The organism is Pseudomonas sp. CFBP 13711 (assembly GCF_014842265.1).
GTDB lineage: Bacteria > Pseudomonadota > Gammaproteobacteria > Pseudomonadales > Pseudomonadaceae > Aquipseudomonas.
In genome coordinates this window covers 356,117-378,939 of record NZ_JACYVI010000005.1, presented here as the reverse complement: position 1 = coordinate 378,939, position 22,823 = coordinate 356,117, and the positions used below count along the sequence as shown (strand labels likewise).

The 22,823-nt window shown below is 59.9% G+C and carries 24 protein-coding genes and 1 pseudogene; 9 read left to right on the top strand and 16 right to left on the bottom strand.

Annotation, left to right across the window (positions count from 1 at the left end; all coding sequences use genetic code 11):
• Window positions 1-597: 597 nt before the first annotated feature.
• The 6 genes from IFT47_RS12755 to IFT47_RS12730 form a co-directional block, all read right to left on the bottom strand.
• Window positions 598-813, bottom strand: a complete 216-nt coding sequence (locus tag IFT47_RS12755) for a TOBE domain-containing protein (RefSeq protein WP_037016233.1) — start codon at window positions 811-813, stop codon at window positions 598-600.
• 51 nt (window positions 814-864) lie between these two features.
• Window positions 865-1,674: an aliphatic sulfonates ABC transporter ATP-binding protein gene (ssuB, locus tag IFT47_RS12750; protein WP_192171274.1), complete on the bottom strand. Its 810-nt coding sequence runs from the start codon at window positions 1,672-1,674 to the stop codon at window positions 865-867.
• The gene (gene ssuC / locus IFT47_RS12745; RefSeq protein WP_192171275.1) at window positions 1,671-2,459 is read right to left on the bottom strand and encodes an aliphatic sulfonate ABC transporter permease SsuC; all 789 of its coding nucleotides are present in this window, start codon (window positions 2,457-2,459) and stop codon (window positions 1,671-1,673) included. The genes ssuB and ssuC overlap by 4 nt, the downstream gene beginning before the upstream one ends.
• A 26-nt stretch (window positions 2,460-2,485) precedes the next feature.
• Window positions 2,486-3,451: a sulfonate ABC transporter substrate-binding protein gene (locus IFT47_RS12740; RefSeq protein WP_192171276.1), complete on the bottom strand. Its 966-nt coding sequence runs from the start codon at window positions 3,449-3,451 to the stop codon at window positions 2,486-2,488.
• Window positions 3,452-3,878: 427 nt separating this feature from the next.
• A complete protein-coding gene (locus tag IFT47_RS12735; protein WP_192171277.1) occupies window positions 3,879-4,517 on the bottom strand; it encodes a peroxiredoxin in 639 nt (212 codons plus the stop codon).
• Window positions 4,518-4,659: 142 nt separating this feature from the next.
• A complete protein-coding gene (locus IFT47_RS12730; RefSeq protein WP_192171278.1) occupies window positions 4,660-6,045 on the bottom strand; it encodes an OprD family porin in 1,386 nt (461 codons plus the stop codon).
• Between the two features lie 792 nt (window positions 6,046-6,837).
• Here IFT47_RS12730 and tauA point away from each other — a divergent pair.
• From tauA to tauD, 4 genes and pseudogenes are all read left to right on the top strand, one after another.
• Window positions 6,838-7,815 carry a taurine ABC transporter substrate-binding protein gene (gene tauA / locus IFT47_RS12725; protein WP_192171279.1) on the top strand — a complete coding sequence of 326 codons (978 nt, stop codon included), beginning with the start codon at window positions 6,838-6,840 and terminating at the stop codon, window positions 7,813-7,815.
• An 80-nt stretch (window positions 7,816-7,895) separates the two neighbouring features.
• A complete protein-coding gene (gene tauB, locus IFT47_RS12720; protein WP_192171280.1) occupies window positions 7,896-8,687 on the top strand; it encodes a taurine ABC transporter ATP-binding subunit in 792 nt (263 codons plus the stop codon).
• A 74-nt stretch (window positions 8,688-8,761) separates the two neighbouring features.
• Window positions 8,762-9,529 (top strand): annotated as a pseudogene (tauC, locus tag IFT47_RS12715) (taurine ABC transporter permease TauC); the annotation flags it as partial.
• 58 nt (window positions 9,530-9,587) lie between these two features.
• On the top strand, window positions 9,588-10,421 hold the full coding sequence (gene tauD, locus IFT47_RS12710; protein ID WP_192171282.1) for a taurine dioxygenase: 834 nt from the start codon (window positions 9,588-9,590) through the stop codon (window positions 10,419-10,421).
• Window positions 10,422-10,902: 481 nt separating this feature from the next.
• On the opposite strand, the gene IFT47_RS12705 is transcribed toward tauD, so the two are convergent.
• On the bottom strand, window positions 10,903-11,343 hold the full coding sequence (locus IFT47_RS12705; protein ID WP_192171283.1) for a hypothetical protein: 441 nt from the start codon (window positions 11,341-11,343) through the stop codon (window positions 10,903-10,905).
• On the opposite strand from IFT47_RS12705, the gene trmL reads away from it, so the two are divergent.
• Entirely contained in the window at window positions 11,342-11,797 is a 456-nt protein-coding gene (trmL, locus tag IFT47_RS12700) for a tRNA (uridine(34)/cytosine(34)/5-carboxymethylaminomethyluridine(34)-2'-O)-methyltransferase TrmL (RefSeq protein WP_192171284.1), read from the top strand. The two genes, IFT47_RS12705 and trmL, sit on opposite strands and share 2 nt — an antisense overlap.
• A 75-nt stretch (window positions 11,798-11,872) precedes the next feature.
• Here trmL and secB read toward each other — a convergent pair whose 3' ends face one another.
• From secB to IFT47_RS12685, 3 genes are all read right to left on the bottom strand, one after another.
• Complete coding sequence (secB, locus tag IFT47_RS12695; RefSeq protein WP_192171285.1) at window positions 11,873-12,367, bottom strand: protein-export chaperone SecB; 495 nt, start codon at window positions 12,365-12,367, stop codon at window positions 11,873-11,875.
• A gap of 76 nt (window positions 12,368-12,443) precedes the next feature.
• Window positions 12,444-12,698 carry a glutaredoxin 3 gene (grxC, locus tag IFT47_RS12690; protein ID WP_192171286.1) on the bottom strand — a complete coding sequence of 85 codons (255 nt, stop codon included), beginning with the start codon at window positions 12,696-12,698 and terminating at the stop codon, window positions 12,444-12,446.
• Between the two features lies 1 nt (window position 12,699).
• Window positions 12,700-13,113, bottom strand: a complete 414-nt coding sequence (locus IFT47_RS12685; protein WP_192171481.1) for a rhodanese-like domain-containing protein — start codon at window positions 13,111-13,113, stop codon at window positions 12,700-12,702.
• Window positions 13,114-13,274: 161 nt separating this feature from the next.
• Here IFT47_RS12685 and gpmI point away from each other — a divergent pair, with 161 nt between their 5' ends.
• The 4 genes from gpmI (at window position 13,275) to IFT47_RS12665 (ending at window position 18,435) form a co-directional block, all read left to right on the top strand.
• Window positions 13,275-14,810, top strand: a complete 1,536-nt coding sequence (gene gpmI / locus IFT47_RS12680) for a 2,3-bisphosphoglycerate-independent phosphoglycerate mutase (protein WP_192171287.1) — start codon at window positions 13,275-13,277, stop codon at window positions 14,808-14,810.
• A gap of 138 nt (window positions 14,811-14,948) precedes the next feature.
• Window positions 14,949-16,271: a murein hydrolase activator EnvC family protein gene (locus IFT47_RS12675; protein WP_192171288.1), complete on the top strand. Its 1,323-nt coding sequence runs from the start codon at window positions 14,949-14,951 to the stop codon at window positions 16,269-16,271.
• A 30-nt stretch (window positions 16,272-16,301) separates the two neighbouring features.
• Window positions 16,302-17,633 (top strand): S41 family peptidase, encoded by a 1,332-nt coding sequence (locus tag IFT47_RS12670; RefSeq protein ID WP_192171289.1) that lies wholly within the window; start codon window positions 16,302-16,304, stop codon window positions 17,631-17,633.
• Window position 17,634: 1 nt separating this feature from the next.
• Window positions 17,635-18,435, top strand: coding sequence for a divergent polysaccharide deacetylase family protein (locus IFT47_RS12665; RefSeq protein WP_192171290.1), 801 nt, complete (start codon window positions 17,635-17,637; stop codon window positions 18,433-18,435).
• Window positions 18,436-18,469: 34 nt separating this feature from the next.
• Here the strand turns inward: IFT47_RS12665 and IFT47_RS12660 are convergent, their stop codons facing one another.
• The 6 genes from IFT47_RS12660 to hisB form a co-directional block, all read right to left on the bottom strand.
• The gene (locus IFT47_RS12660; RefSeq protein ID WP_192171291.1) at window positions 18,470-19,225 is read right to left on the bottom strand and encodes a substrate-binding periplasmic protein; all 756 of its coding nucleotides are present in this window, start codon (window positions 19,223-19,225) and stop codon (window positions 18,470-18,472) included.
• A 201-nt stretch (window positions 19,226-19,426) separates the two neighbouring features.
• Window positions 19,427-20,197 carry an imidazole glycerol phosphate synthase subunit HisF gene (hisF, locus tag IFT47_RS12655; RefSeq protein ID WP_192171292.1) on the bottom strand — a complete coding sequence of 257 codons (771 nt, stop codon included), beginning with the start codon at window positions 20,195-20,197 and terminating at the stop codon, window positions 19,427-19,429.
• A gap of 170 nt (window positions 20,198-20,367) precedes the next feature.
• Entirely contained in the window at window positions 20,368-21,105 is a 738-nt protein-coding gene (gene hisA / locus IFT47_RS12650; RefSeq protein ID WP_192171293.1) for a 1-(5-phosphoribosyl)-5-[(5-phosphoribosylamino)methylideneamino]imidazole-4-carboxamide isomerase, read from the bottom strand.
• A gap of 92 nt (window positions 21,106-21,197) precedes the next feature.
• Window positions 21,198-21,458 carry a DUF2164 domain-containing protein gene (locus tag IFT47_RS12645; protein ID WP_037016295.1) on the bottom strand — a complete coding sequence of 87 codons (261 nt, stop codon included), beginning with the start codon at window positions 21,456-21,458 and terminating at the stop codon, window positions 21,198-21,200.
• Entirely contained in the window at window positions 21,458-22,096 is a 639-nt protein-coding gene (hisH, locus tag IFT47_RS12640; RefSeq protein ID WP_192171294.1) for an imidazole glycerol phosphate synthase subunit HisH, read from the bottom strand. Before hisH ends, IFT47_RS12645 begins: the two co-directional genes overlap by 1 nt.
• Window positions 22,096-22,689: an imidazoleglycerol-phosphate dehydratase HisB gene (hisB, locus tag IFT47_RS12635; RefSeq protein ID WP_065987388.1), complete on the bottom strand. Its 594-nt coding sequence runs from the start codon at window positions 22,687-22,689 to the stop codon at window positions 22,096-22,098. Before hisB ends, hisH begins: the two co-directional genes overlap by 1 nt.
• Between the last annotated feature and the right edge of the window lie 134 nt (window positions 22,690-22,823).

Below are 22,823 nucleotides of genomic sequence, written 5' to 3'. Positions count from 1 at the left end.
TTCTGTATTTCTTGGTCATGATCGTTCCTCAATGGGTACAGTTTCCCCCATTGAGGTGTCCGGGGTCATTAGGCCAGCTCAGCCAGCATAACTGTTGCTGACCCACCGCATTCGTGAGCAAGCTCACTCCCACAAGTCCCCGGTCCAACCAGAGTTTGCGGAACCAGCACAGAATTTGTGGGAGCGAGCTTGCTCGCGAAGAGGCCGGGGCATTCAGCCACTTTCTCGGTGGCTGAAGCTAAACCTTCGCGAGCAAGCTCGACTCCCACAGGATGGTGGGCTGACTCGATATTTCGGCTAGTTCGGAGGACCTGTGGGAGCTTGCTCGCGAAAGCATTCTGTCAGCCAGCCTAACTGTTGCTGACCCACCGCATTCGTGAGCAAGCTCACTCCCACAAGTCCCCGGTCCAACCAGAGTTGCGGAACCAGCACAGAATTTGTGGGAGCGAGCTTGCTCGCGAAAGCATTCTGTCAGACAGCCTAACTATTACTGACCCACCGCATTCGTGAGCAAGCTCACTCCCACAAGTCCTCGACCAGCCCGAAGCCCGAGTCAGACGCTGGAGTTGTGGGAGATCGCTTGGGATCCAGCATCGATCACAACTTGGCGATCGACACCTCGGTGGACTTCACGAACGCGATCACTTCGCTGCCGACCACCAGCTCCAGCTCTTTGACGGAGCGGGTGGTGATAACGGAAGTGACGACGCCCGACGCGGTCTGCACGTCGATCTCGGACAGCACGTCACCGGTGACGATTTCCTTGATGGTGCCTTTGAACTGGTTACGCACGTTAATGGCTTTGATAGTCATGGTAAGGCTTCCTTTGTGAGATCAGTTCCGGGGGCAGGATTGCCTCTGGAGTTAATTGGCCCAACGCAGTTGCGTGGGCAGCGGTGAAGTCGGTTCGGGGTCGGGTGGTTTGCCTGGTAGCGACAACACGCGGTTGAGCACTTCGGTTTCCAGCGCGGCCAGTCGGTAAGAGCCGCGCGCCCTCGGACGGGCCAGATCAACCTGCAGGTCAAGACCGATGCGGCCCTCTTCAATCAGCAAGACCCGGTCGGCAATGGCGACCGCTTCGCTGACGTCATGGGTCACCAGCAACACGGTGAAGCCATGCTTCTTCCACAGGTTTTCGATCAGTTGCTGCATCTCGATTCGGGTCAGGGCATCCAGCGCGCCGAGCGGCTCGTCGAGCAACAACAAGCGCGGCTGGTGAATCAGCGCACGGGCCAGCGCCACCCGTTGTTTCTGGCCACCTGATAGCGCCGCTGGCCATTCATTGGCGCGCTCGGCCAAACCAACGGCTTCCAGCGCTTCCAGCGCCTTGCCACGCCAGTCGCCGCTGAGACCAAGGCCGACGTTGTCGATGATCTTTTTCCAAGGCAGCAAACGCGCTTCCTGGAACATCAGTCGCGTGTCTTCCCGCGCATCCGCCAATGAGCCGTTACCGGCCAGCAATTGGCCGCTCGACGGCTGATCGAGGCCCGCCAGCAGGCGCAGCAAGGTGCTCTTGCCGCAGCCGCTTCGGCCCACGACGGCGACGAACTGGCCGGCCGGGATGTGCAGATCGATGTCTTTCAGTACTTCCCGCGAGCCGAACGTCTTTTTCAGCTTGCGGACCTGCAAGGGAATCCCGCGCAACAGGTTTGCCGGTTGTTGGAGATTGCTCATTGCGCGCCACCTTTAGCCACTTGATACGCCGGGTGCCAACGCAGGCAGACCCGTTCCAGACCCCGCGCCGCGAGGTCTGCCAATTTGCCGAGTACGGCGTAAAGCACGATCGCCAGCACCACCACGTCGGTCTGCAAAAACTCTCGGGCGTTCATCGCCAGATAGCCGATGCCGGAGCTGGCCGAGATGGTTTCTGCGACGATCAGCGTCAGCCACATGAAGCCCAGCGCAAACCGCACGCCGACCAGAATGGAAGGCATCGCGCCCGGCAGAATCACGTGGCGGAACAGTCCGAAGCCGCTCAAACCGTAGCTGCGGGACATCTCCACCAATGCGGGATCGATGTTGCGAATGCCGTGGTACGTGTTCAGGTAAATCGGGAACAGCGTGCCGAGCGCGACCAGAAATATCTTCGCGGTCTCGTCGATGCCGAACCACAGGATGACCAGCGGAATCAGCGCCAGGTGGGGCACGTTGCGGATCATCTGTACGGAGCTGTCCAGCAGGCGTTCGCCCCATTTCGACAGCCCAGTGATGAAGCCCAGAGCCAGGCCGATCCCGCCGCCAATGGCAAAGCCGATCCCGGCACGCCAGCCACTGATCGCCAGATGGGTCCAGATTTCCCCGCTGCGCACCAGCGTGACGCCGGCCTCAATCACAGCGCTCGGCGCCGGCAGAATGCGGGTCGACAGCCAGCCCGCGGTGACCGCCAGTTGCCATATCGCCAACAACAAGACCGGTAGCAACCAGGGCGCCAGTCTGTGGGTGATTTTTTCCACGCTCATGGAGTGGTCTCCTTCCAATGCCGGGCTTACTGGGCTTTCGCGACAGCAGCGGGTGGCGTCCAGATCACATCAGCGATGCGCAACGGTTTCGGGATCAGCTTGAGCTGATAGAAGGTGTCGGCGATTTTCTGTTGCGCGGCGACGGTTTCAGGCGTGATGAACGAGGCGCCGTAGCCCTGACGCTTCACCGATGTGCGGGTGATGTCTTCCGGCAGGCCGAGCAGTGGCGCGACCTGTTTGGTCACCTCTTCCGGGTTGGCCTTGGACCATTCGCCGACCGCGCGCACTTCTTCCACCAGGGTCTGAATCACCTTGGGATGCTGCTGCGCATAGGGTTTGGTCGCCAGGTAGAACTGGTTGTTGTCGACGATGCCTTTGCCGTCGCGCAGTGTCTTGGCCTGAAGCTGCTGCTCGGCGGCAGCCTGGTACGGATCCCAGATCACCCAGGCATCGACGCTGCCGCGCTCGAAGGCCGCACGCGCATCGGCAGGCGGCAGGAAAACGGTCTGGATATCGGTGTACTTCAGGCCGGCGTCTTCCAGCGCGCGCACCAACAGGTAGTGCACGTTGGAGCCTTTATTGAGGACGACTTTCTTGCCTTTGAGGTCTTTGACCGAGGTAATCGGCGAATCCTTCGGCACCAGAATCGCTTCGCTGGTGGGCGCCGGCGGCTCGGAGGCGACGTACAGCAGATCAGCGCCAGCGGCCTGGGCAAACACAGGCGGTGTTTCGCCCGTCACGCCGAAGTCGATCGAACCCACGTTCAGGCCTTCAAGCAACTGCGGACCACCGGGAAACTCGGTCCACTGAACCTGCACGCCTTGGTCGGCGAGTTTTTTCTCGAGCGACCCTTTGGCCTTGAGCAATACCAGCGTGCCGTATTTCTGGTAACCGATGCGCAAGGTATCGGCCTGGGCCTGAGTAAGGACGCCGAAGGAAACCGCCGCAACAAACAGAGCGACCAGGCTTCGACGCAAAATAACGGTGCCCATGGCACGCTCCTTTGGTGTGTAGCTAACAGGTGGCACCTGCTCGTCCGATGGCGGACCAGTAAGGCGGAAAGGGATTCATTGCCGGCGATCTCGCCAGGACGGAGAGACCATAACAGGGGATGGTTATTCTCTAAAATCATATTTATTCATTTGGTTAGCACCAAAAAGAATATGTAACTTCTGCCGTGCTTCTTGGCATTACGCGAACTCGTGGGAGCGAGCTTGCTCGCGAATCGGCCGACACATGCACTGAAATTCGCGGCGGCTGGAATACAGCATTCGTGAGCAAGCTCACTCCCACATGGGCTGTGTTGGCTGTGCGATAGCGCTGTGTCAGAACCGTCGTAAATATCCAACATGTTCAGCGTTCACAGCACAAAAAAATGGCCGATAAATCGGCCCGAATTTCATGGTTGAAACCGGTGTATCAGCGATTCGGCTGTGGCGTCAGGCGCAGGTAAGGGGTAACGGCGGTATAGCCTTTAGGGAAGCGTTCCTTGATCTCTGCTTCGTCTTTGATCGAAGGCACGATGACAACGTCTTCACCATCCTTCCAGTTTGCCGGCGTGGCGACTTTGTAGTTGTCGGTCAGCTGCAGCGAATCGATTACCCGCAGGATCTCGTGGAAGTTGCGACCGGTGCTGGCCGGGTAGGTGATGGTCAGGCGCACCTTCTTGTTCGGATCGATCACGAACAGCGAACGCACCGTCAGGGTTTCGCTGGCATTGGGGTGAATCAGGTCGTAGAGCTCGGAAACCTTGCGATCTTCGTCCGCCAGGATCGGGAAGTTCACAAGGGTGTTCTGCGTGGTGTTGATGTCGCCGATCCACTTGGTGTGGGATTCGGCCGAGTCCACGGACAGGGCAATCGCCTTGACGTTGCGCTTGTCGAATTCGTCCTTGAGTTTTGCGGTGAAGCCCAGCTCGGTGGTGCATACCGGGGTGAAGTCGGCAGGATGAGAGAACAATACCGCCCATTTACCGTCCAGCCATTCGTGAAACTTGATCGGTCCTTCGCTGGAGTTCTGTTCGAAGTCGGGTGCGATGTCGCCGAGTTTGAGGCCCATTCAGTCGTGCTCCTTGGATGGTGAGGTATGAATCACTGTGCATCCCAGCATCTGAAAACAAAAGGAACGATTGGTGCTGGATGACATTGTTTCAGGCATAAAAAAGCCCCGCCGAAGCGGGGCTCTTTTCAACACATCACGCTTATTTGAAGGCGTAGGTGTAATTGAGGACCACACGAGTCTGGTCGGTATTCTGCTGCGAAGCGTACAGATCGGTATCGGAGCGCAGGTTCGCGCGACGAACTGTAACGCCGAAGCCTTTCATGAAGCCGTCCTGGAACACGTAGTCGATGCGCATGTCACGTTCCCACTCCGAACCACGACCCAGCGATGCGTTCTGCAGACGGATCTGATCGCCATACAGGTAAGCGATGGCAGCTTTCAGACCAGGGACGCCCAGGCGTGCGAAGTCATACGAGTACTGACCGAACTTGGTCTGCTCACCGGCGCGGGTGAAGTTGGTGATCATGCTGTCGGTGAACAGGTAAACGCTGTTACCGCCTTCACCTTCGTTACGACCATTGGAGAGGTTGTTGCGGGTAACGTTGCCGTTGCTCATGACCGGCATGCCGCCGTCATCGCTCACCGACTGGTAACCCAAGAGGAATGCATTGCCACCCAGGGTGTAGGTGAACATGGCAGTCCAGGTGTCGTTGTCAACTTCGCCCTGGCCGTCTTTGCTGTAGCCGTTGGAGAAGCGATAGCCGGTGTTGACTTCCTGATGGGCGTTCTTGCCATCGGAGGTGCTGTGGAAGTAACGCAGGTCGGTCTTGAACGACTGGTCCTCTGCGATCGGCAGGATGTGGACCAGGCCCAGGAAGTGCTGCTTGTAGTAGTCTTCCAGGTTCGCGTAGTAGTACTGAACGGTCAGGTCTTTGGTGACTTTGTAGTCGCCGCCTGCGAACTGGAAGTTGTTCGAACCTTTGTAACCACCGGCCAGGGACATGTCAGCGTAGTTACTGGAAGCACGACCGGCAGCTTGGGTCAGCTTACCGGCGGTCAGTGTCAGACCGTCGAGTTCCTTGGAAGTGACGATGCCACCTTGGAAGGTCTGCGGCAGCAGACGACCGTCGTTCGATACGAGGATCGGCAGGTTAGGCTGCAGAGCGTTACCGACTTTCAACTCGGTCTTCGAGACTTTGACCTTGGCGTTGGCCCCAGCGCGAGCCCAGTCAGCCACTGGCGTACCGTCGGAAGTTGTAGGGGAAACGGTGTTCGCAGTACTGCCGTTAGCGGCACGGTTGTCGATACCGCCGCTCAGGTTGATGCCGTACATGCCCTGAACGTCGAGGCCGAACCCAACAGTACCCGGGGTGTAACCCGAGATAAAGTTGAACAGGAAACCCTGAGTGGTCTGACGCTGGTCTTGCCCTTTGGCGCCAGTCGACGACGGCTCGCGCGGATCACCTTCGAAATACAAAGTACGGGAACTGAGTGTCGCTTTGCTGTCATCCAGGAAACCAGCTGCACCGGCCTGAGTAGCCAAGACACCTGCGTATACGGCCAAGGCCAGGGTGGACTTCTTCATTGTGTATCGCTCCTCATGAATCTAATTTTTGTAGTTCCCGGGCTAGAGCCTAAGGCTCAAAACCGAGGATGCGCGATTAGCGCCGGACCTGACTCGGCGAGTCAATGGCCCCAAGACTAATTGACTAGACCGCGGTACAGCTGGCTGCAAGGTAAGGGAAATCCTTTAAACCTAAAAAGACTTGTTAGACCTGCTTTTATGCCAAGCAGTTATATGTCACAAGCCGTTTCAGCCGTCCGTTGCGGAGTGTATCGGCCCTAATCCCTAATTCCCAAAACATATTTCGATGCCGTTCGTCAGATCGATATGTTTAGCGGTGACGTACGACCGGAACTTGACCGGCAAGTCACGGTCTTCCTGCGAAGTCGGGTGAGAATTGCCTCTCCAACCGACTGAAATACATGGAATTTCTTGTCCGGTAGTCGCAAACGTTGCAGTTGTCACCCTGCTCCCCGTCTGTTTTCTGACGAAGCCAGAAAAAACCTCATCGGGGAGAAAACCACGGCAAAACTCGTCGCCGCTTCGTGCATCCATCCAGATCAGTCCGTGAGAAACGCCCCATCCCTGCAGGTACATCGCTGAACAGGCGTCGCGATCGTATTTACAAATTGTGACGATTAGATGAATCGTCCATGAGCTCGGTGTTTTTCCTCTCGCGATGCGCACCTATCAAGCCCGCGCGTATAGGAATTAACACTAAGCAAATTCCAAAAGGTTATTTATTTCGACTTTCTTAGATCATTTACGCTCTGCGGCATTCGGAGGCGGTGTGCCTTTCTACGGAGCGTCACCATGAAACTGCTCAAACCCCTACGCGTCCTGGCCGCCTTGTCGCTTGCCGGCTCGGCACTCTTCGCCCAGGCCGCTGACTTCACCGTCGCCTACCAGACCACCGTGGATCCGGCGAAGGTCGCTCAGGCTGATGGCGCCTATGAAAAGGCGACGGGCTCGAAGATTTCATGGCGCAAATTCGATAATGGCGCGGACGTGATCACGGCGATCGCGTCGGGTGACGTCCAGATCGGCTACCTCGGCTCCAGCCCTCTCACCGCGGCGGCAACGCGCAAAGTACCGGTGGAAACGTTCCTTATTGCCACCCAGATCGGCGCTGCCGAGGCGCTGGTTGCACGTAATGGCTCCGGCATCAACGGCCCACAGGATTTGATAGGGAAGAAGATCGCCGTGCCGTTCGTATCGACGGGCCACTACAGCCTGCTCGCCGCCCTGAAGTACTGGAAAATCGACCCGGCGAAAGTGACCATCCTCAATCTCGCCCCACCGGCCATTGCGGCGGCATGGAAGCGCGGTGACATCGACGCCACATACGTCTGGGACCCGGCGCTCGGCGTGGCCAAGGAGACAGGCAAAGTGCTGATCACCTCGGGCGAGCTGGCGAAAGTCGGCGCGCCGACCTTTGATGCGTGGATCGTGCGCAAGGACTTCGCCGACAAGCATCCTGAGGTCGTCAAAGCCTTCGCCAAAACCACTCTGGAAGCCTACGCCGCCTACCGCAAGGACCCTGCCGCCTGGCTGGCCGATGCCAGCAACGTCGACAAGCTGGTGAAACTCTCCGGCGCCAAACCTGGCGACATCCCGGGCCTGTTGCAGGGCAACGTCTACCCGCTGGCGGCTGATCAGGTAACTGAACTGGGCGCGCCAACCACCGACGCCATCACCAAGACCGCAGCGTTCCTCAAGGAACAAGGCAAGGTCGACGCCGTCCTGGCCGATTACACCCCTTACGTGAGCGCGAAGTTCGTCACCCAGTAAGCGAAGGCGTCCACCCGATACCGAGCCGGCTTCGACAGCCATGCCGTTGACGCACATCTATTAGAAGCGGAGTCCATGCCATGGCCCTGTTACAGCTGGAGCGCATCAGCGCACAGTATCCCGGTGCGGCCGAGCCGGTGCTGTCGGATATTTCCCTGACCCTTGGTCCGCAGCAACTGCTGGTTGCCCTGGGCCCATCCGGCAGCGGCAAGACTTCGTTGTTGAACCTGATTGCCGGGTTCGTCGCGCCAAGCGCAGGCCGCATCACCCTTGATGGCGTCCCGGTGAACGGCCCCGACGCCGAGCGCGGCGTCGTGTTTCAGGATGACGCTCTGCTGCCCTGGCAGGATGTACTGGCCAACGTCGCATTCGGGCTGGAGCTGGCGGGCGTCCCCCGTGAAAAACGCGAGAGCAAAGCGCGGGACATGCTGGCGCTGGTTGATCTCGCCTGCTTCGAGAAGCGCCGTATCTGGGAATTGTCCGGCGGGCAGAAACAACGTGTGGGCCTTGCCCGCGCATTGGCGGCCGATCCGCGCGTGCTGCTGATGGACGAACCTTTCGGCGCCCTCGACGCCTTCACCCGCGAACAGATGCAAGAACTGCTGCTGCAAGTCTGGCAACGCAGCGCCAAACCGGTCTTCCTTATCACCCACGACATTGAAGAAGCGGTGTTCCTGTCGACCGATCTGATTCTGCTTGCGCCCAACCCCGGTCACATTGTCGAGCACCTGAAGCTCGACTTCGGTCAGCGCTACAGCGCAGGTGAATCGGCTCGCGCCATCAAGTCCGACCCTCGCTTCATCGAAACCCGCGAGCACGTGCTCGCGCGGGTATTTTCCCAGCGGCAAAGCATTCGGGAGCGACGGGCATGAGTCTTTATCAATCGCCGGAGCCCGCCCTCACTCGCGCGCCGGTGCAAACAGCACCGCGCCAGCCCTCTTCTTTCTATGTGAGCACGCGCGCCATCAGCGTGCTGACCCTCGCTTTCCTGCTGGGCGGCTGGTGGTTGGTCACAGCCCTTGAGTGGGTCGAACCGCTGTTTCTTCCGCCGCCTGCCGCTGTGCTGGAAAAAGCCTGGCTGTTGATGACCAAAGGCTACATGGACTCCACGCTGTGGCAGCACTTGGGGGCGAGTCTGCAACGCATCGGACTGGCGCTGTTCTTCGCCGTGCTGACGGCCATTCCCGTCGGCATCGCCATTGGTCATAACCGAATCGCGCGTGGGATTTTCGACCCGCTGATCGAGTTCTACCGCCCAGTGCCGCCCCTGGCCTACCTGCCGTTGATCGTGATCTGGTGCGGCATTGGCGAATTCTCCAAGGTCCTGCTGATTTATCTGGCGATCTTCGCGCCGATCGCCATCGCCACCGCGACCGGTGTGCGCACGGTCGACAGCGCAAAACTGCGCGCGGCTCAGTCTCTGGGCGCCAGCCGCTGGCAGCTCATCCGTCACGTCATCCTGCCCAGCGCCCTGCCCGACATCCTGACCGGCGTGCGCATCGGCCTCGGCGTGGGTTGGTCGACGCTGGTGGCGGCCGAGTTGATCGCCGCCACCAGTGGCCTCGGCTTCATGGTCCAGTCCGCCGCGCAGTTTCTGGTGACCGATGTAGTAGTGCTGGGAATTCTGGTCATCGCGCTGATCGCCTTCGCGCTGGAAATGGGCCTGCGCGCACTGCAACGCAAGCTCGTGCCCTGGCACGGCCAGAATCACTGAATCCAAGACCTTATTACTGACTACGCCGACACTTCGGCGCCGAACACACGAGAACACCATGAGCATTGACATACACCCGCTCAGCCCGGCGTTGGGCGCACAGATCAGCGGCGTTGACCTCAGCCGCGACCTGACCGATGAACAACGCAACGCCATCGAGCAAGCGCTGCTTGATCATCAGGTGCTGTTCTTCCGGGATCAGCCGATCACGCCGCAACAACAAGCGCGATTCGCCGCCAACTTTGGTGACCTGCACATCCATCCGATCTACCCCAACGTGCCGGAACAGCCTGAAGTGCTGATCCTCGATACCGCGGTCACTGACGTGCGCGACAACGCCATCTGGCACACCGACGTCACCTTTCTGCCGACCCCTGCGCTGGGCGCGGTGCTTAGCGCCAAGCAGGTGCCGGCTTACGGTGGGGATACGTTGTGGGCGAGCGGCATCGCTGCGTTCGAGGCGCTGTCCCGGCCGATGCAGATGTTGCTCGATGGTCTCACCGCGACCCATGACTTCACCCGGTCATTCCCGCTGGAGCGCTTTGGCAATACGGCTGAAGACCTCGCGCGTTGGGAGGAGACCCGCCGCAAGAACCCGCCGCTGTCGCACCCGGTCATTCGCACGCACCCGGTGAGCGGTCGTAAAGCATTGTTCGTGAACGACGGCTTCACCACCCGGATCAATGAATTGGAAGCCGGCGAGAGTGAGGCGATCCTGAAATTGCTGTTCGCCCACGGTACGCGTCCGGAATTCACCCTGCGCTGGCGCTGGCAGGCAAACGACGTGGCGATGTGGGACAACCGCGTAACCCAGCATTACGCAGTCGACGATTACCGCCCGCAGCGCCGCGTGATGCACCGCGCAACGATTCTGGGTGATGCGCCGTTTTGATAATAGGCCGGCAGGCGCGCTGACGCTTTTAGTGGGACCGGCTTCAGCCGGGAAGAGGCCACTAGGTGCGCTATGGATTTGCGGTGTAACGCCTGACGCCTTCCCGGCTAAAGCCGGTCCCACAATTTAGGGTTCAGCGAGCTTACAGACCATCCAGGTACCCAGATGTACTGGAGGCCGACAGTTGATGCGCAACCTTGCCGCTCCGCTTTGGCGTGCATCACTTTGGTCTCTCGTACTCGGAGAATGCGCGAATAGCGTGCAAAAACGCTCACCAATTATCCAACCCCGAAAGTCGATTCGAACCTCGTCCCTATACCCGCCTATAAAAGGCGCGGGCTGAAAGGCCCTAAACCCGTCTCCTGCAGGACATTACGAATATTCCTACAGAAATTTCTCAAAACTGGCACGCACGCTGCAATAGGTTATACATCACCAGTTTTGGGGACCTTGGTACAGGCAGGCCGGGGATTCCCCTCTTTTATTCCTCCCGGAGACTAACCTCCAGTCTCCAGCGCCCGTCCTGGGTCGCACCGCGCCAGTCGCCGTGCAGAGGACGGGCCGCCAGCAGGTTCAGCAACAGCCCCTTATCACTTCGTTGCACCCTCCAGCGTACGTCTTTGCCGTTGAGCTTCAGTTCGCCTTTCTGCGCCTGACCCTGGGCGTTGAACAGCAGCGCCACAGCACCGTCGATGTGTTCACCATGAAGCTGCGGCTCGCGGTTAAACCACACGGCAACGCCGTTCGGCAGCACTTCGACGGTTTGCAGCTGGATAGGGTCCGGGGTCGTCACGCGGCCGATCATCAGCCCGACCATCACACCAACGATCGCCACCGAGCCCAGAAACTTGGGCCATAGCTTCGGCCTGGGGTCTTCTTCAGGGGTAGAATGCATCCCGTCCTTTCGTTCGGAGCCGTGCATGTTTCACGTGATCCTTTTTCAACCAGAAATTCCGCCGAATACCGGCAACATCATCAGGCTCTGCGCCAACAGCGGCTGCAGCCTGCATTTGATCGAGCCGCTGGGCTTCGAGCTGGATGACAAACGCCTGCGTCGAGCCGGCCTTGATTACCACGAATACGCCACGCTGCATCGTCACGCCGACCTGCCGAGCTGCCTTGAAAGCATCGGCCATCCGCGGCTGTTTGCTTTTACCACAAAGGGCTCGCGGGTTTTCCACGATGCGCAATTCCAGGAGGGCGATGCGTTCCTTTTCGGCCCGGAAAGCCGAGGGCTGCCGCCGGAGGTGCTGGATCCGCTGTCGAGCGACCAACGCCTGCGCCTGCCGATGCGCGAAGGTTGCCGCAGTTTGAATCTGTCGAATACTGTCGCAGTGGCGGTGTATGAAGGCTGGCGGCAGTTGGGGTTCAAGTAACCCACCCGCAGCACCGCCGAATGCCGCCCACAAAAAAGCGCCCTCACAGGCGCTTTTTTATTGCAGCGACAACGCTTACTGAACGGTAGGCGTTGGCGTTTCGCCGCTTTCCTGCATGCGTTGCAGTTCTTGCGCGTACAGGGCGTCGAAGTTAACCGGGGCCAGCATCAGCGCAGGGAACGAACCGCGGACAACCAGGCTGTCGATGGTTTCGCGAGCGTACGGGAAGAGGATGTTCGGGCAGAACGCGCCCAGGGTGTGGCTCATCGAGCTGGCATCCAGGCCCTTGATCAGGAAGATACCGGCTTGCTGGACTTCAGCGATGAAGGCGATTTCGTCGCCGTTCTTCACTTCGACCGACAGGGTCAGCACGACTTCGTAGAAGTCATTTTCCAGCTGCTTCTGACGGGTGTTCAGGTCCAGGCTGACGCTCGGGGTCCATTCTTGACGGAAGATCGCCGGGCTTTTTGGCGCTTCGAACGACAGGTCGCGGACGTAGATGCGTTGCAGGGAAAACTGCGGTGCTTCTTCTTCGTTGGAAGTGGCGCCGTTATTCGGTTGATCAGTCATCTCAGATCCTTACATTGGGGTCTTGTAGGCTTCCGGGCTGTGCAAAAAACCATCGTTTCCACATCCCGGTTCGAATTCAGGCGCTCAGCAGCTTATCCAGCTTGCCGGCGCGCTCCAGCGCGAACAGGTCATCGCAACCGCCAACATGGACCGGGCCGATCCAGATCTGCGGAACCGAGGTACGCCCGGATTTCTTGGTCATTTCAGCGCGAATCTGTGGCTTGCCGTCGACCTTGATCTCTTGGAAGCCGACACCCTTGCCCGCCAGCAACGACTTGGCGCGGGAGCAATAAGGGCAGTAATCGCTGGAGTAGACGACGACGTCGGTCATTTCACTTCACCAGCGGCAGGTTGTCACCGCGCCATGACGAAATACCACCGGACAGCTTGGCGGCGTTGAAGCCCGCTTTCAGCAGTTCCCGTGCGGTATGGCCGGCGTGCTGGCCAGCTGCGTCGACGATGATCAGGGTTTTAGGCTTGAATTTCTCCAGCTCCGCAGTGCGGGTCAGGATTTTGTCCTGGGGGAAATTCACCGCGCCGACGATGTGGCCGGCAGTGAAGTCTTTCTTGGCGCGGACGTCGATGACAACGGCTTCGTCGCGGTTGACCAGAGCGGTCAATTCGCCGGTGCTCAGGCTGCGGCCGCCTTTGCTAAGCTCGGTTGCGATCAGCAGGCCCAGCAGGATGACGAAAGCACCCGTCAGCAAATAGTGATTCGTGGCAAATTCAATCAGGTGAGCAACCATCATCAGGTTCCAGGGCGTTAAAATGTCGGCCAGTATACACAGCACCCAAGGTCGGCCAAAGCCCGTACGGCAGTGACGTCGTTTAGCTTGTTGCCGATTTGAACTTGTCCCTAAACTGTCGATCTTTTTTCTACTTCACCTATTAGCCAAGAGTGGGATTCATGACTACCACGCCTAAACCTTTGGTTCTGATCATCCTGGACGGCTTCGGTCACAGCGACAGCCACCACGGCAATGCGGTCTACGCAGCGAAGATGCCGGTCTTCGATCGCTTGTACCAGACCATGCCAAACGGCTTGATCTCCGGGTCCGGCATGGATGTCGGTCTGCCTGACGGGCAGATGGGCAACTCCGAAGTCGGCCACATGAACCTGGGCGCCGGCCGCGTGGTGTATCAGGACTTCACCCGCGTGACCAAAGCGATCCGCGACGGCGAGTTCTTCGAAAATCCCGCCATCTGCAAAGCGGTCGATCAAGCGGTCAGCGCCGGCAAGGCCGTGCACATCCTCGGCCTGTTGTCCGACGGCGGCGTTCACAGCCATGAAGATCACCTGGTGGCGATGGTCGAGCTGGCCGCCAAGCGCGGCGCCGACAAGATCTACCTGCACGCCTTCCTCGATGGTCGCGACACGCCACCGCGCAGTGCCCATCAATACCTGCAGACCATGGAAGCAGCCTACGCGCGCCTGGGCAAAGGTCGCACCGCCACGATCATCGGCCGTTACTTCGCCATGGACCGCGACAATCGCTGGGACCGTGTCGAAGCTGCCTACAACCTGATCGTCGACGGCACTTCGGAGTTCCACGCCGACAACGCCAAGGCCGCGCTGGACGCCGCTTATGAGCGAGGCGAGAACGACGAATTCGTTAAAGCCACCAGCATCGGCGCGCCGGTGACAGTCGAAGACGGCGACGCGGTGGTGTTCATGAACTTCCGTTCCGACCGCGCCCGCGAACTGACCCGCGTATTCGTCGAAGACGATTTCGCGGACTTCGCCCGTCGCCGTCAGGCCAAGCTGGCCGGCTTCGTCACGCTGACCAAGTACGCCGCCAACATCGACGCACCCGCGGCGTTCGAAAAGGCCGGCCTGCACAACGTGCTCGGCGAATACCTGTCGAACAACGGCAAGACTCAGCTGCGCATCGCCGAGACCGAGAAGTACGCCCACGTGACGTTCTTCTTCTCCGGCGGCCGTGAAGAACCCTTCCCCGGCGAAGAGCGGATCCTGATCCCTTCACCAAAAGTGGCGACCTACGACCTGCAGCCAGAAATGAGCGCGCCGGAAGTCACCGACCGAATCGTCGACGCCATCGAGCATCAGCGTTATGACGTGATCGTCGTCAACTACGCCAACGGCGACATGGTGGGCCACAGCGGGATCATGGAAGCAGCCGTCAAGGCCGTTGAGTGCCTGGACGTCTGCGTCGGGCGCATCACCCAGGCGCTGGAAAAGGTCGGCGGAGAAGCGCTGATTACGGCCGACCACGGCAACGTCGAACAGATGACCAACGAGGAGACCCACCAGCCTCACACCGCTCACACCACCGAGCCGGTGCCGTTCATTTATGTCGGCAAGCGTGACCTAAAGGTGCGCGATGGCGGCGTATTGGCGGACGTCGCGCCCACCATGCTGACGCTGCTCGGCATGGAAATCCCGCAAGAAATGACCGGCACGTCGATTCTGGTCGCCAAGTAAGCCTCTCGAACCGGTCCGCCAGTCGCTGGCGGGCCGGTTTTGTATGAAATGTCTGACGGCCAAGTCGTCCGAGCGTTTTTTTTGCAGCCACCGCCGGGCATACTAGTCCCGTCTTCACTCCTGGTATCGCCCAACCTCATGCTTCGCGCCCTGATCACCCTCGCTTTGATTTGTATGCTCAATCCGGCCTTCGCCGACGATGATCGCGCACAAACGCAGAAACAGCTGGATGCCACGCGTCAGGACATCACCGAACTGAAGAAAGCGCTGAGCCAGCTGCAGGAAGAAAAGTCAGGCGTTCAGAAAGACCTGCGCTCCACTGAAACGGAGATGGGCAAGCTGGAAAAGCAGGTGGAGGCCCTGCAAAAAGAACTAAAAAAGACTGAAAGCGAGCTGCAACGGCTCGACCAGGAGAAAAAAAAACTCCAAAGCGCACGCGTTGAACAACAACGACTGATCGCCATTCAGGCCCGCGCGGCTTACCAGAGCGGCCGCCAGGAATACCTCAAACTGCTGCTCAATCAGCAGAACCCAGAGAAATTCGCCCGCACCCTCGCCTACTACGATTACCTGAGCCAGGCCCGCCTGGAGCAGTTGCGCAACTTCAATGAAACCCTGCGCCAGCTGGCCGGCGTCGAGAAAGACATCGACCTGCAGCAAGCGCAGCTCCTGGTGCAGAAGAGCTCGCTGGATGACCAGAAAGCCCAGCTCGATACCGTGCGCCAGGAACGGCAGGTAGCGCTGGCCAAGTTGAATCAGGACTACAAGGTTCGCGACCAGAAGCTGCAGTCGCGGCAGCAGGATCAAGCCGATCTGACCAAGGTCCTCAAGACCATCGAAGAGACCCTCGCCCGCCAGGCCCGCGAAGCCGAAGAGGCGCGCCAGAAGGCGTTGCTCGCGCAGCAAGAGGCCGAGAAACGGCAGCGCGAGCAGGAAGCGCTGGCGAAAAGCCGTGAAAAAGACAACAGCAAGGACGACAGCGATGAAGCGCCGCGTCGTCCGACCAAAGCGCCCGGCGCGATGGTTTCCAGTGCCGGTCAGTCGTACGGCGGCGCTTTTGAGCAAGCAAAGGGAAAACTTCCTTGGCCCGTTGATGGTCGATTGTTGGCGCGATTCGGTGAAAGCCGTGGCGATGACGAGCGCACTAAGTGGGACGGCGTGTTGATCAGTGCGGCTGCAGGCAGCCAGGTCCGCGCGGTGCACGGTGGTCGGGTGGTCTTTGCCGACTGGTTGCGCGGCGCCGGGCTTCTGGTCATTCTCGACCACGGCAATGGTTATTTGAGTCTGTACGGTCACAACCAGAGCCTGTTGAAAGAGGCCGGTGACGTCGTAAAAGCCGGAGAAGCGATCTCCACTGTCGGTAACAGTGGTGGCGGTCAGGACACTCCGGCGTTGTATTTCGCTATTCGTCAGCAGGGTCGCCCTAGTGATCCGGCCCAATGGTGTCGCACTCAAGGATAAGTCGACACCTCACTCAGGAGTTCGTAAGACATGCTGTTTTCGTCCCGCCTCACCTCGCTGGCCCTGACTATCGCCGTCGTTATCGGTGCTCCTCTGGCCCAGGCTGCCGGTGCCGCCCCTGCTGCTGCGCCAGCCGCCACTGCGCCCGCCAATGCCGCGAACATCAAGGCGCCGCTGCCGCTCGACGAGCTGCGCACCTTCGCCGAGGTCATGGACCGGATCAAAGCCGCGTACGTCGAACCCGTAGATGACAAGACCCTGCTGGAAAACGCCATCAAGGGCATGCTCAGCAATCTCGATCCCCACTCCGCTTACCTGGGCCCGGAAGATTTCCAGGAGCTGCAGGAAAGCACCAGCGGCGAGTTCGGCGGGCTGGGCATCGAAGTGGGCGTCGAAGACGGCTTTGTAAAGGTGGTCTCTCCCATCGATGACACCCCTGCGTCCAAGGCTGGCATTGAGGCAGGCGACTTGATCGTCAAGATCAACGGCACGCCGACCCAGGGCCAGACCATGCAGGAAGCCGTGGACAAGATGCGCGGCAAGCTCGGCGAGAAAATCACCCTCACGCTGGTACGTGACGGCGGCACCCCGTTCGACGTGACGCTGGCGCGCGCCACCATTCAGGTCAAGAGCGTGAAGGCGCAGATGCTGGAGCCGGGTTACGGCTACATCCGCATCACCCAGTTCCAGGTCAAGACCGGTGAGGAAGTGGGCAAGGCGCTGGCCAAGCTGCGCAAAGACAACGGCAAGAAGATGAGCGGCCTGATCCTCGACCTGCGCAACAACCCGGGCGGCGTGTTGCAGGCGGCAGTTGAAGTGGCTGACCACTTTCTGACCAAGGGCCTGATCGTTTACACCAAGGGCCGCATCGCCAACTCCGAACTGCGTTTCTCGGCAGACCCGGCCGACGCCAGCGAAGGCGTGCCTCTGGTTGTGCTGATCAACGGCGGCAGCGCCTCGGCGTCGGAGATCGTCGCCGGTGCATTGCAAGACCAGAAGCGCGGCATCCTGATGGGCACCGATACGTTCGGCAAAGGCTCGGTGCAAACCGTTCTGCCCCTGGCCAACGACCGCGCGCTGAAGATCACCACGGCGCTGTATTACACGCCGAACGGCCGCTCGATTCAGGCTCAGGGCATCAACCCGGACATCGAAGTCAAACGCGCCAAGCTCACCGCCGAAGCCGATGGCGACAACTACAAAGAGGCCGATCTGCTCGGTCACTTGGGCAACGGCAACGGCGGCGCGGACAAACCGACCACCAAGGCCAAGGCTGGCAAGGCGCGTCCGCAGGACGATGACTACCAGATGAACCAGGCCCTCAGCTTGCTCAAGGGTTTGAGTGTCACGCGCGGCAATTGAGGTGCGCGTCTGGTTGACCGGGCTCATTTGCGCCCTTGCCGTCACAACGGGTGCTGCACACGCAGCGCCCGCCGAACCCTCAGCGACCGCCGGCAAAGCGCCGAAGGTCGCCTATCTCAGTCTGATCATCGACGATCTGGGGCAAAACCCTGAACGGGACAGCCGCGCGCTGGCCCTTCCCGGCCCCGTGACGCTGGCGATCATGCCCGACACCCCCCACGCCACCGACTTCGCCCGCCAAGCGCACAAAGTTGGCAAGACAGTGATGCTGCACATGCCCATGGACCCGGCGACCGGGCCCTACGCCTGGCATCCCGAACTGCCGCTGCCCGAACTCGAATCGCGCCTGAACGCCGCGCTGCTGAAAGTCCCCTACGCCGCTGGCATCAATAACCACATGGGCAGCCGCATGACCGCTGAGCCAGTGGCCATGGGCTGGCTGGTGGGTGAGCTGCAGCGACGTCATCTGTTTCTTGTCGACAGCCGCACCAGCGCCAAAACCGTTGCGGCGGCTGAAGCGCAGAAGATTGGGCTGGCCAGCGTGTCCCGGGATGTCTTCCTCGACGACGAGCGCACTGCGGAGGCCATCAGCGGCCAGCTTCAGACGGCAATCAAGCTCGCTCACAAGCAAGGCTCGGCCGTGATGATCGGCCATCCCTATCCGGTGACGCTGGATGTGCTTGAGCGCGAGCTGCCCAAGCTTAAATCCCAAGGTATAGAGTTGATCGAGATCCGCCACATGGTCACTGAGCGCGGAAATGAAGCGATGGCCGGCCATGGCAAGAACGGGCGTTATCGCTAGGCCGAAGGCGCTGCGCCAGAGGTCCGAGAAGTGATCAGAGGTATTTGGCGAAAATTGAATCGACCACGCCTTCTATGCGCAGTTGGTCCAGCGCACTTTGCAGCCGCTGGACCACGGCATCGGGGGTGTCTTTGTTCAGCGCCAAAAACAGTTCGGCGCTGTTGAAGCGCAGCACGGTCTTCAATCCCGTAACGCCCTCCTGCCGCGCCAGGTACCGCCCCGCCGGATCGCCGGTGGCCCACAGATCGAGCTGACCATCGACCAGCTTCCTGGCGTTGTCTTTGTCGCTGAGCACGGTGATCGGCTTCATGCCCTGACGCGCAAGCTCCACTGCGATGGCGTCGCCCTTGTAGGCCCCGATTCGGTAAGACCGCGCGGCCTCAAGCGTGCTCAGCTGGATTGGGCTGTCAGCCCGCGCCAGCAGAATCCAGTCGTCGGGGCCAATGGGGCCGACCCACTTGAAGAGCGTTTCGCGCTCGGGCAATCGCGCAGTCACAAAGACGCCGTAGCCGGGATTTTCCATCGCCAGTTTGTAGATGCGATCCCAAGGGAAGCGCAGGGTCATGTTGTAGCCGATACCGGCGCGCTTGAAGGTCTCGCGCACCACTTCGACGGCGATGCCCTTGATGTTGGCTTCCTGGGCGAAATTCTTGCCGTCGGTGGCCATGTTGTAAGGGGGGAAGTTTTCGGTCAGAAGGACCATCGAATAGGCCGGTGCATCGTCGGCCCGGGCGGCTGCTGACAGCAACGTCGCGACGCTGATCAGTGCAAGAAAAACACCTTTGAACATATCCCTGGCACCTGATCCTGACGACGGCAAGAGAGTGCCGTTAACGATCTGCAAAGTCCAGTTCGGCGGTAGGCATGGTCGTTTTCAGAGCAGGTCGGTCATGACCCCGCCGCGGCGCACGCCCCCAATGTGGGAGCGAGCTTGCCCGCGAATAGTGCTAGACGGCCGCCGATATTCAGCGGCTGAACGGCCGGAGGCGCCTCAGCGAACCACGATCCCTTGGGCCGCCATGTACGCCTTTGCTTCTGGCACGGTGTATTCGCCGAAGTGGAAAATACTCGCTGCCAGCACGGCGCTGGCGTGGCCTTCCAGCACGCCGGCGGCCAGATGCTCAAGATTGCCCACACCACCCGATGCGATGACCGGGATGCCAAGGGCATCGCTGATCGCCCGGGTCACGCCAAGGTCGAAACCGTTCTTCATGCCGTCCTGATCCATGCTGGTCAGCAGGATTTCGCCAGCGCCCAGGTCTTCCATCTTCTTCGCCCACATCACCGCGTCCAGCCCAGTCGGCTTGCGACCGCCGTGGGTGAAGATTTCCCAGCGTGGAGTTTCGCCGGGCAGCGAAACCCGTTTGGCATCAATGGCCACGACGATGCATTGCGAACCAAACCGCGCAGCGGCTTCGCCGACGAACTCGGGGTTGAATACCGCAGCGGTATTGATCGACACCTTGTCCGCACCGGCGTTGAGCAGGTTGCGGATGTCCTGCACCGTGCGCACGCCGCCACCCACGGTCAGCGGGATGAACACCTGACTGGCCATGCGCTCGACGGTATGCAGCGTGGTATCGCGGCCATCGACGCTGGCGGTGATGTCAAGGAAGGTAATCTCGTCGGCACCCTGCTCGTCATAACGCCGGGCGATCTCGACCGGATCACCGGCGTCGCGGATGTTCTCGAACTTCACGCCCTTGACCACACGGCCGTTGTCGACGTCGAGGCAAGGGATGATGCGTTTGGCGAGGGCCATGGGCCGGTTCTCCGAAAACGGTTGGGAATCTGCCCAACATCACAACATTCTGATTTGAAGCACCTCCCTGTAGGAGTGAGCTTGCTCGCGATGCGCCGGGTCAGTCAGCAAACATACGTCTGACACACTGCTATCGCGAGCAAGCTCACTCCTACACGGGGGCGTGCCAGTCAGCCTTTGTACGAATCACAAAACGCCTGTGCTTCAGCCACATCCAGTGTGCCTTCATAGATCGCACGACCGGTGATTGCGCCGATGATGCCCGGTGCCTTTGCGTCGAGCAGTGCTTTGATGTCGCCCAGGTTGTGGATGCCGCCCGAGGCGATTACCGGAATGCGGGTCGCAGCGGCCAGCGCGGCGGTGAACGGGACGTTGCAGCCCTGCATCATGCCGTCTTTGGCAATATCGGTATAAACGATGGCCGAGACGCCGTCGGCTTCAAAGCGTTTGGCCAGATCGATCACCTGCACGGTGCTGACTTCGGCCCAGCCGTCGGTGGCAACGAAGCCGTCTTTGGCATCCAGACCCACGATCACTTTGCCCGGGAACGCGCGGCAGGCTTCGGCGACGAAGTCAGGATCCTTGACCGCCTTGGTGCCGATGATCACGTAACTCACGCCGGCTTTGACGTAGTGCTCGATGGTGTCCAGCGAGCGGATACCGCCGCCGATCTGGATCGGCAGATTCGGGTAACGACGCGCAATCGCCGTCACGACCTCGCCATTGACTGGTTGGCCTTCGAACGCACCGTTCAGGTCCACCAGGTGCAAGCGACCGCAACCGCCTTCAACCCACTTGGCAGCCATGCTCACCGGATCATCGGAGAACACCGTGGAATCTTCCATCCGGCCCTGGCGCAGACGTACACAGGCGCCATCTTTAAGGTCGATCGCGGGAATAATGAGCATTCTTTTTCCTTCGTCAAAAGAGCTGCGAGCCGCGAGCTATAAGCTGCAAGTCTGCGCATCTAACCATTCTTGCAGCTTGAAACTTGCCGCTTCTAGCTGCTTTTCTCCAACGCCCACAGGTCGCTTTCGATGCTTTCGAAACGCTCCTTGAGGTGCGTCTGAACATCGAAGATCGCCCGGTTGTAGTAATGCGGTGCGATCTCGCGGGTGAACAGTTCCAGAATTTCAGCCGCTTCGAACGAACCCAGGTCCAGTTCGAAACGGTCTTCCATGAACCGCTTGATCGTGTGGCACGCCTCGCTCTCCTGTTCGGGAGTGAGGGTCAGAATCGGCGGTTTGGTCTTCTTGCTCATTACCGGCGGCCGTCCCACGCCGCGAAGTTCTGCAGCAACTGCAGGCCATGGGTATGGCTCTTCTCGGGGTGGAATTGCACGGCGAAGCGCGAGCCATCGGCCAATGCAGCGGCGAAGTCGCGACCGTAATGGCCACGACCAACGATCTGCTGGGGGTTCGGCGATTCGATGTAGTAACTGTGCACGAAGTAGAACCGCGCCATGTCCGGAATGTTGGCCCACAGCGGGTGATCCACGGCCTGCGCCACTTCATTCCAGCCCATGTGCGGGACTTTCAGATGCTGGCCGTCTTCGTGGAGGTCCTTGCCGAAGAAACGCACCTGACCGGGGAAAGTGCCGATGCAGTCAACGCCGCCGCTCTCCTCGCTGCGCTCCATCAGCGCCTGCATGCCGACGCAGATCCCGAGAAACGGACGGTCCTGGCTGACTTCACGCACCAGGGCATCGAAGCCCAGGCGACGAATTTCCGCCATGCAGTCGCGAATCGCACCAACACCGGGAAACACGACACGATCAGCTTCACGGATGACATCGGCATCGCTGGTGATCAGCACGCGACCGGCGCCGACGTGCTCCAGCGCCTTGGCCACCGAGTGCAGATTGCCCATGCCATAGTCGATAACGGCAACGGTCTGCATTACAGCACGCCTTTGGTCGACGGCATCTGGCCAGCCATGCGGTCGTCCAGCTCCACCGCCATGCGCAACGCACGTCCGAACGCCTTAAAGACGGTTTCAATCTGGTGGTGGGTGTTGTGGCCGCGCAGGTTATCAATGTGCAGCGTGACGTTGGCGTGGTTGACGAAGCCCTGGAAAAACTCCTGGAACAGGTCCACATCGAAGCCGCCAACGGTGGCGCGGGTGTACGGCACGTGCATTTGCAGGCCAGGCCGACCGGAGAAGTCGATGACCACGCGCGACAGCGCTTCATCCAGGGGGACGTAGGCGTGGCCGTAGCGACGGATGCCTTTTTTGTCGCCGATGGCTTTGCTGAACGCCTGACCCAGCGTGATGCCGACATCTTCCACGGTGTGGTGATCGTCGATATGCAGGTCGCCTTTGCATTCGATGTCCAGATCGATCAGCCCGTGACGGGCAATCTGGTCGAGCATGTGTTCAAGAAAAGGAACGCCGATGTCGAATCGGGACTTTCCTGTGCCATCCAGGTTGATCGAGGCTTTGATCTGGGTTTCCAGAGTGTCGCGCTCGACGAACACCATACGTTCGGCCATCACCAGCTCCGCAAAATCATTGGGCGAAAAGGCGGCCATTATAGGCGTGTGGCAGGGAAACAGAAACATGAAGCGAGCAATGCCGGACCGAGGGAATGCGGGCCGCATGGGATAGACATGTGTGTACAAGCGAA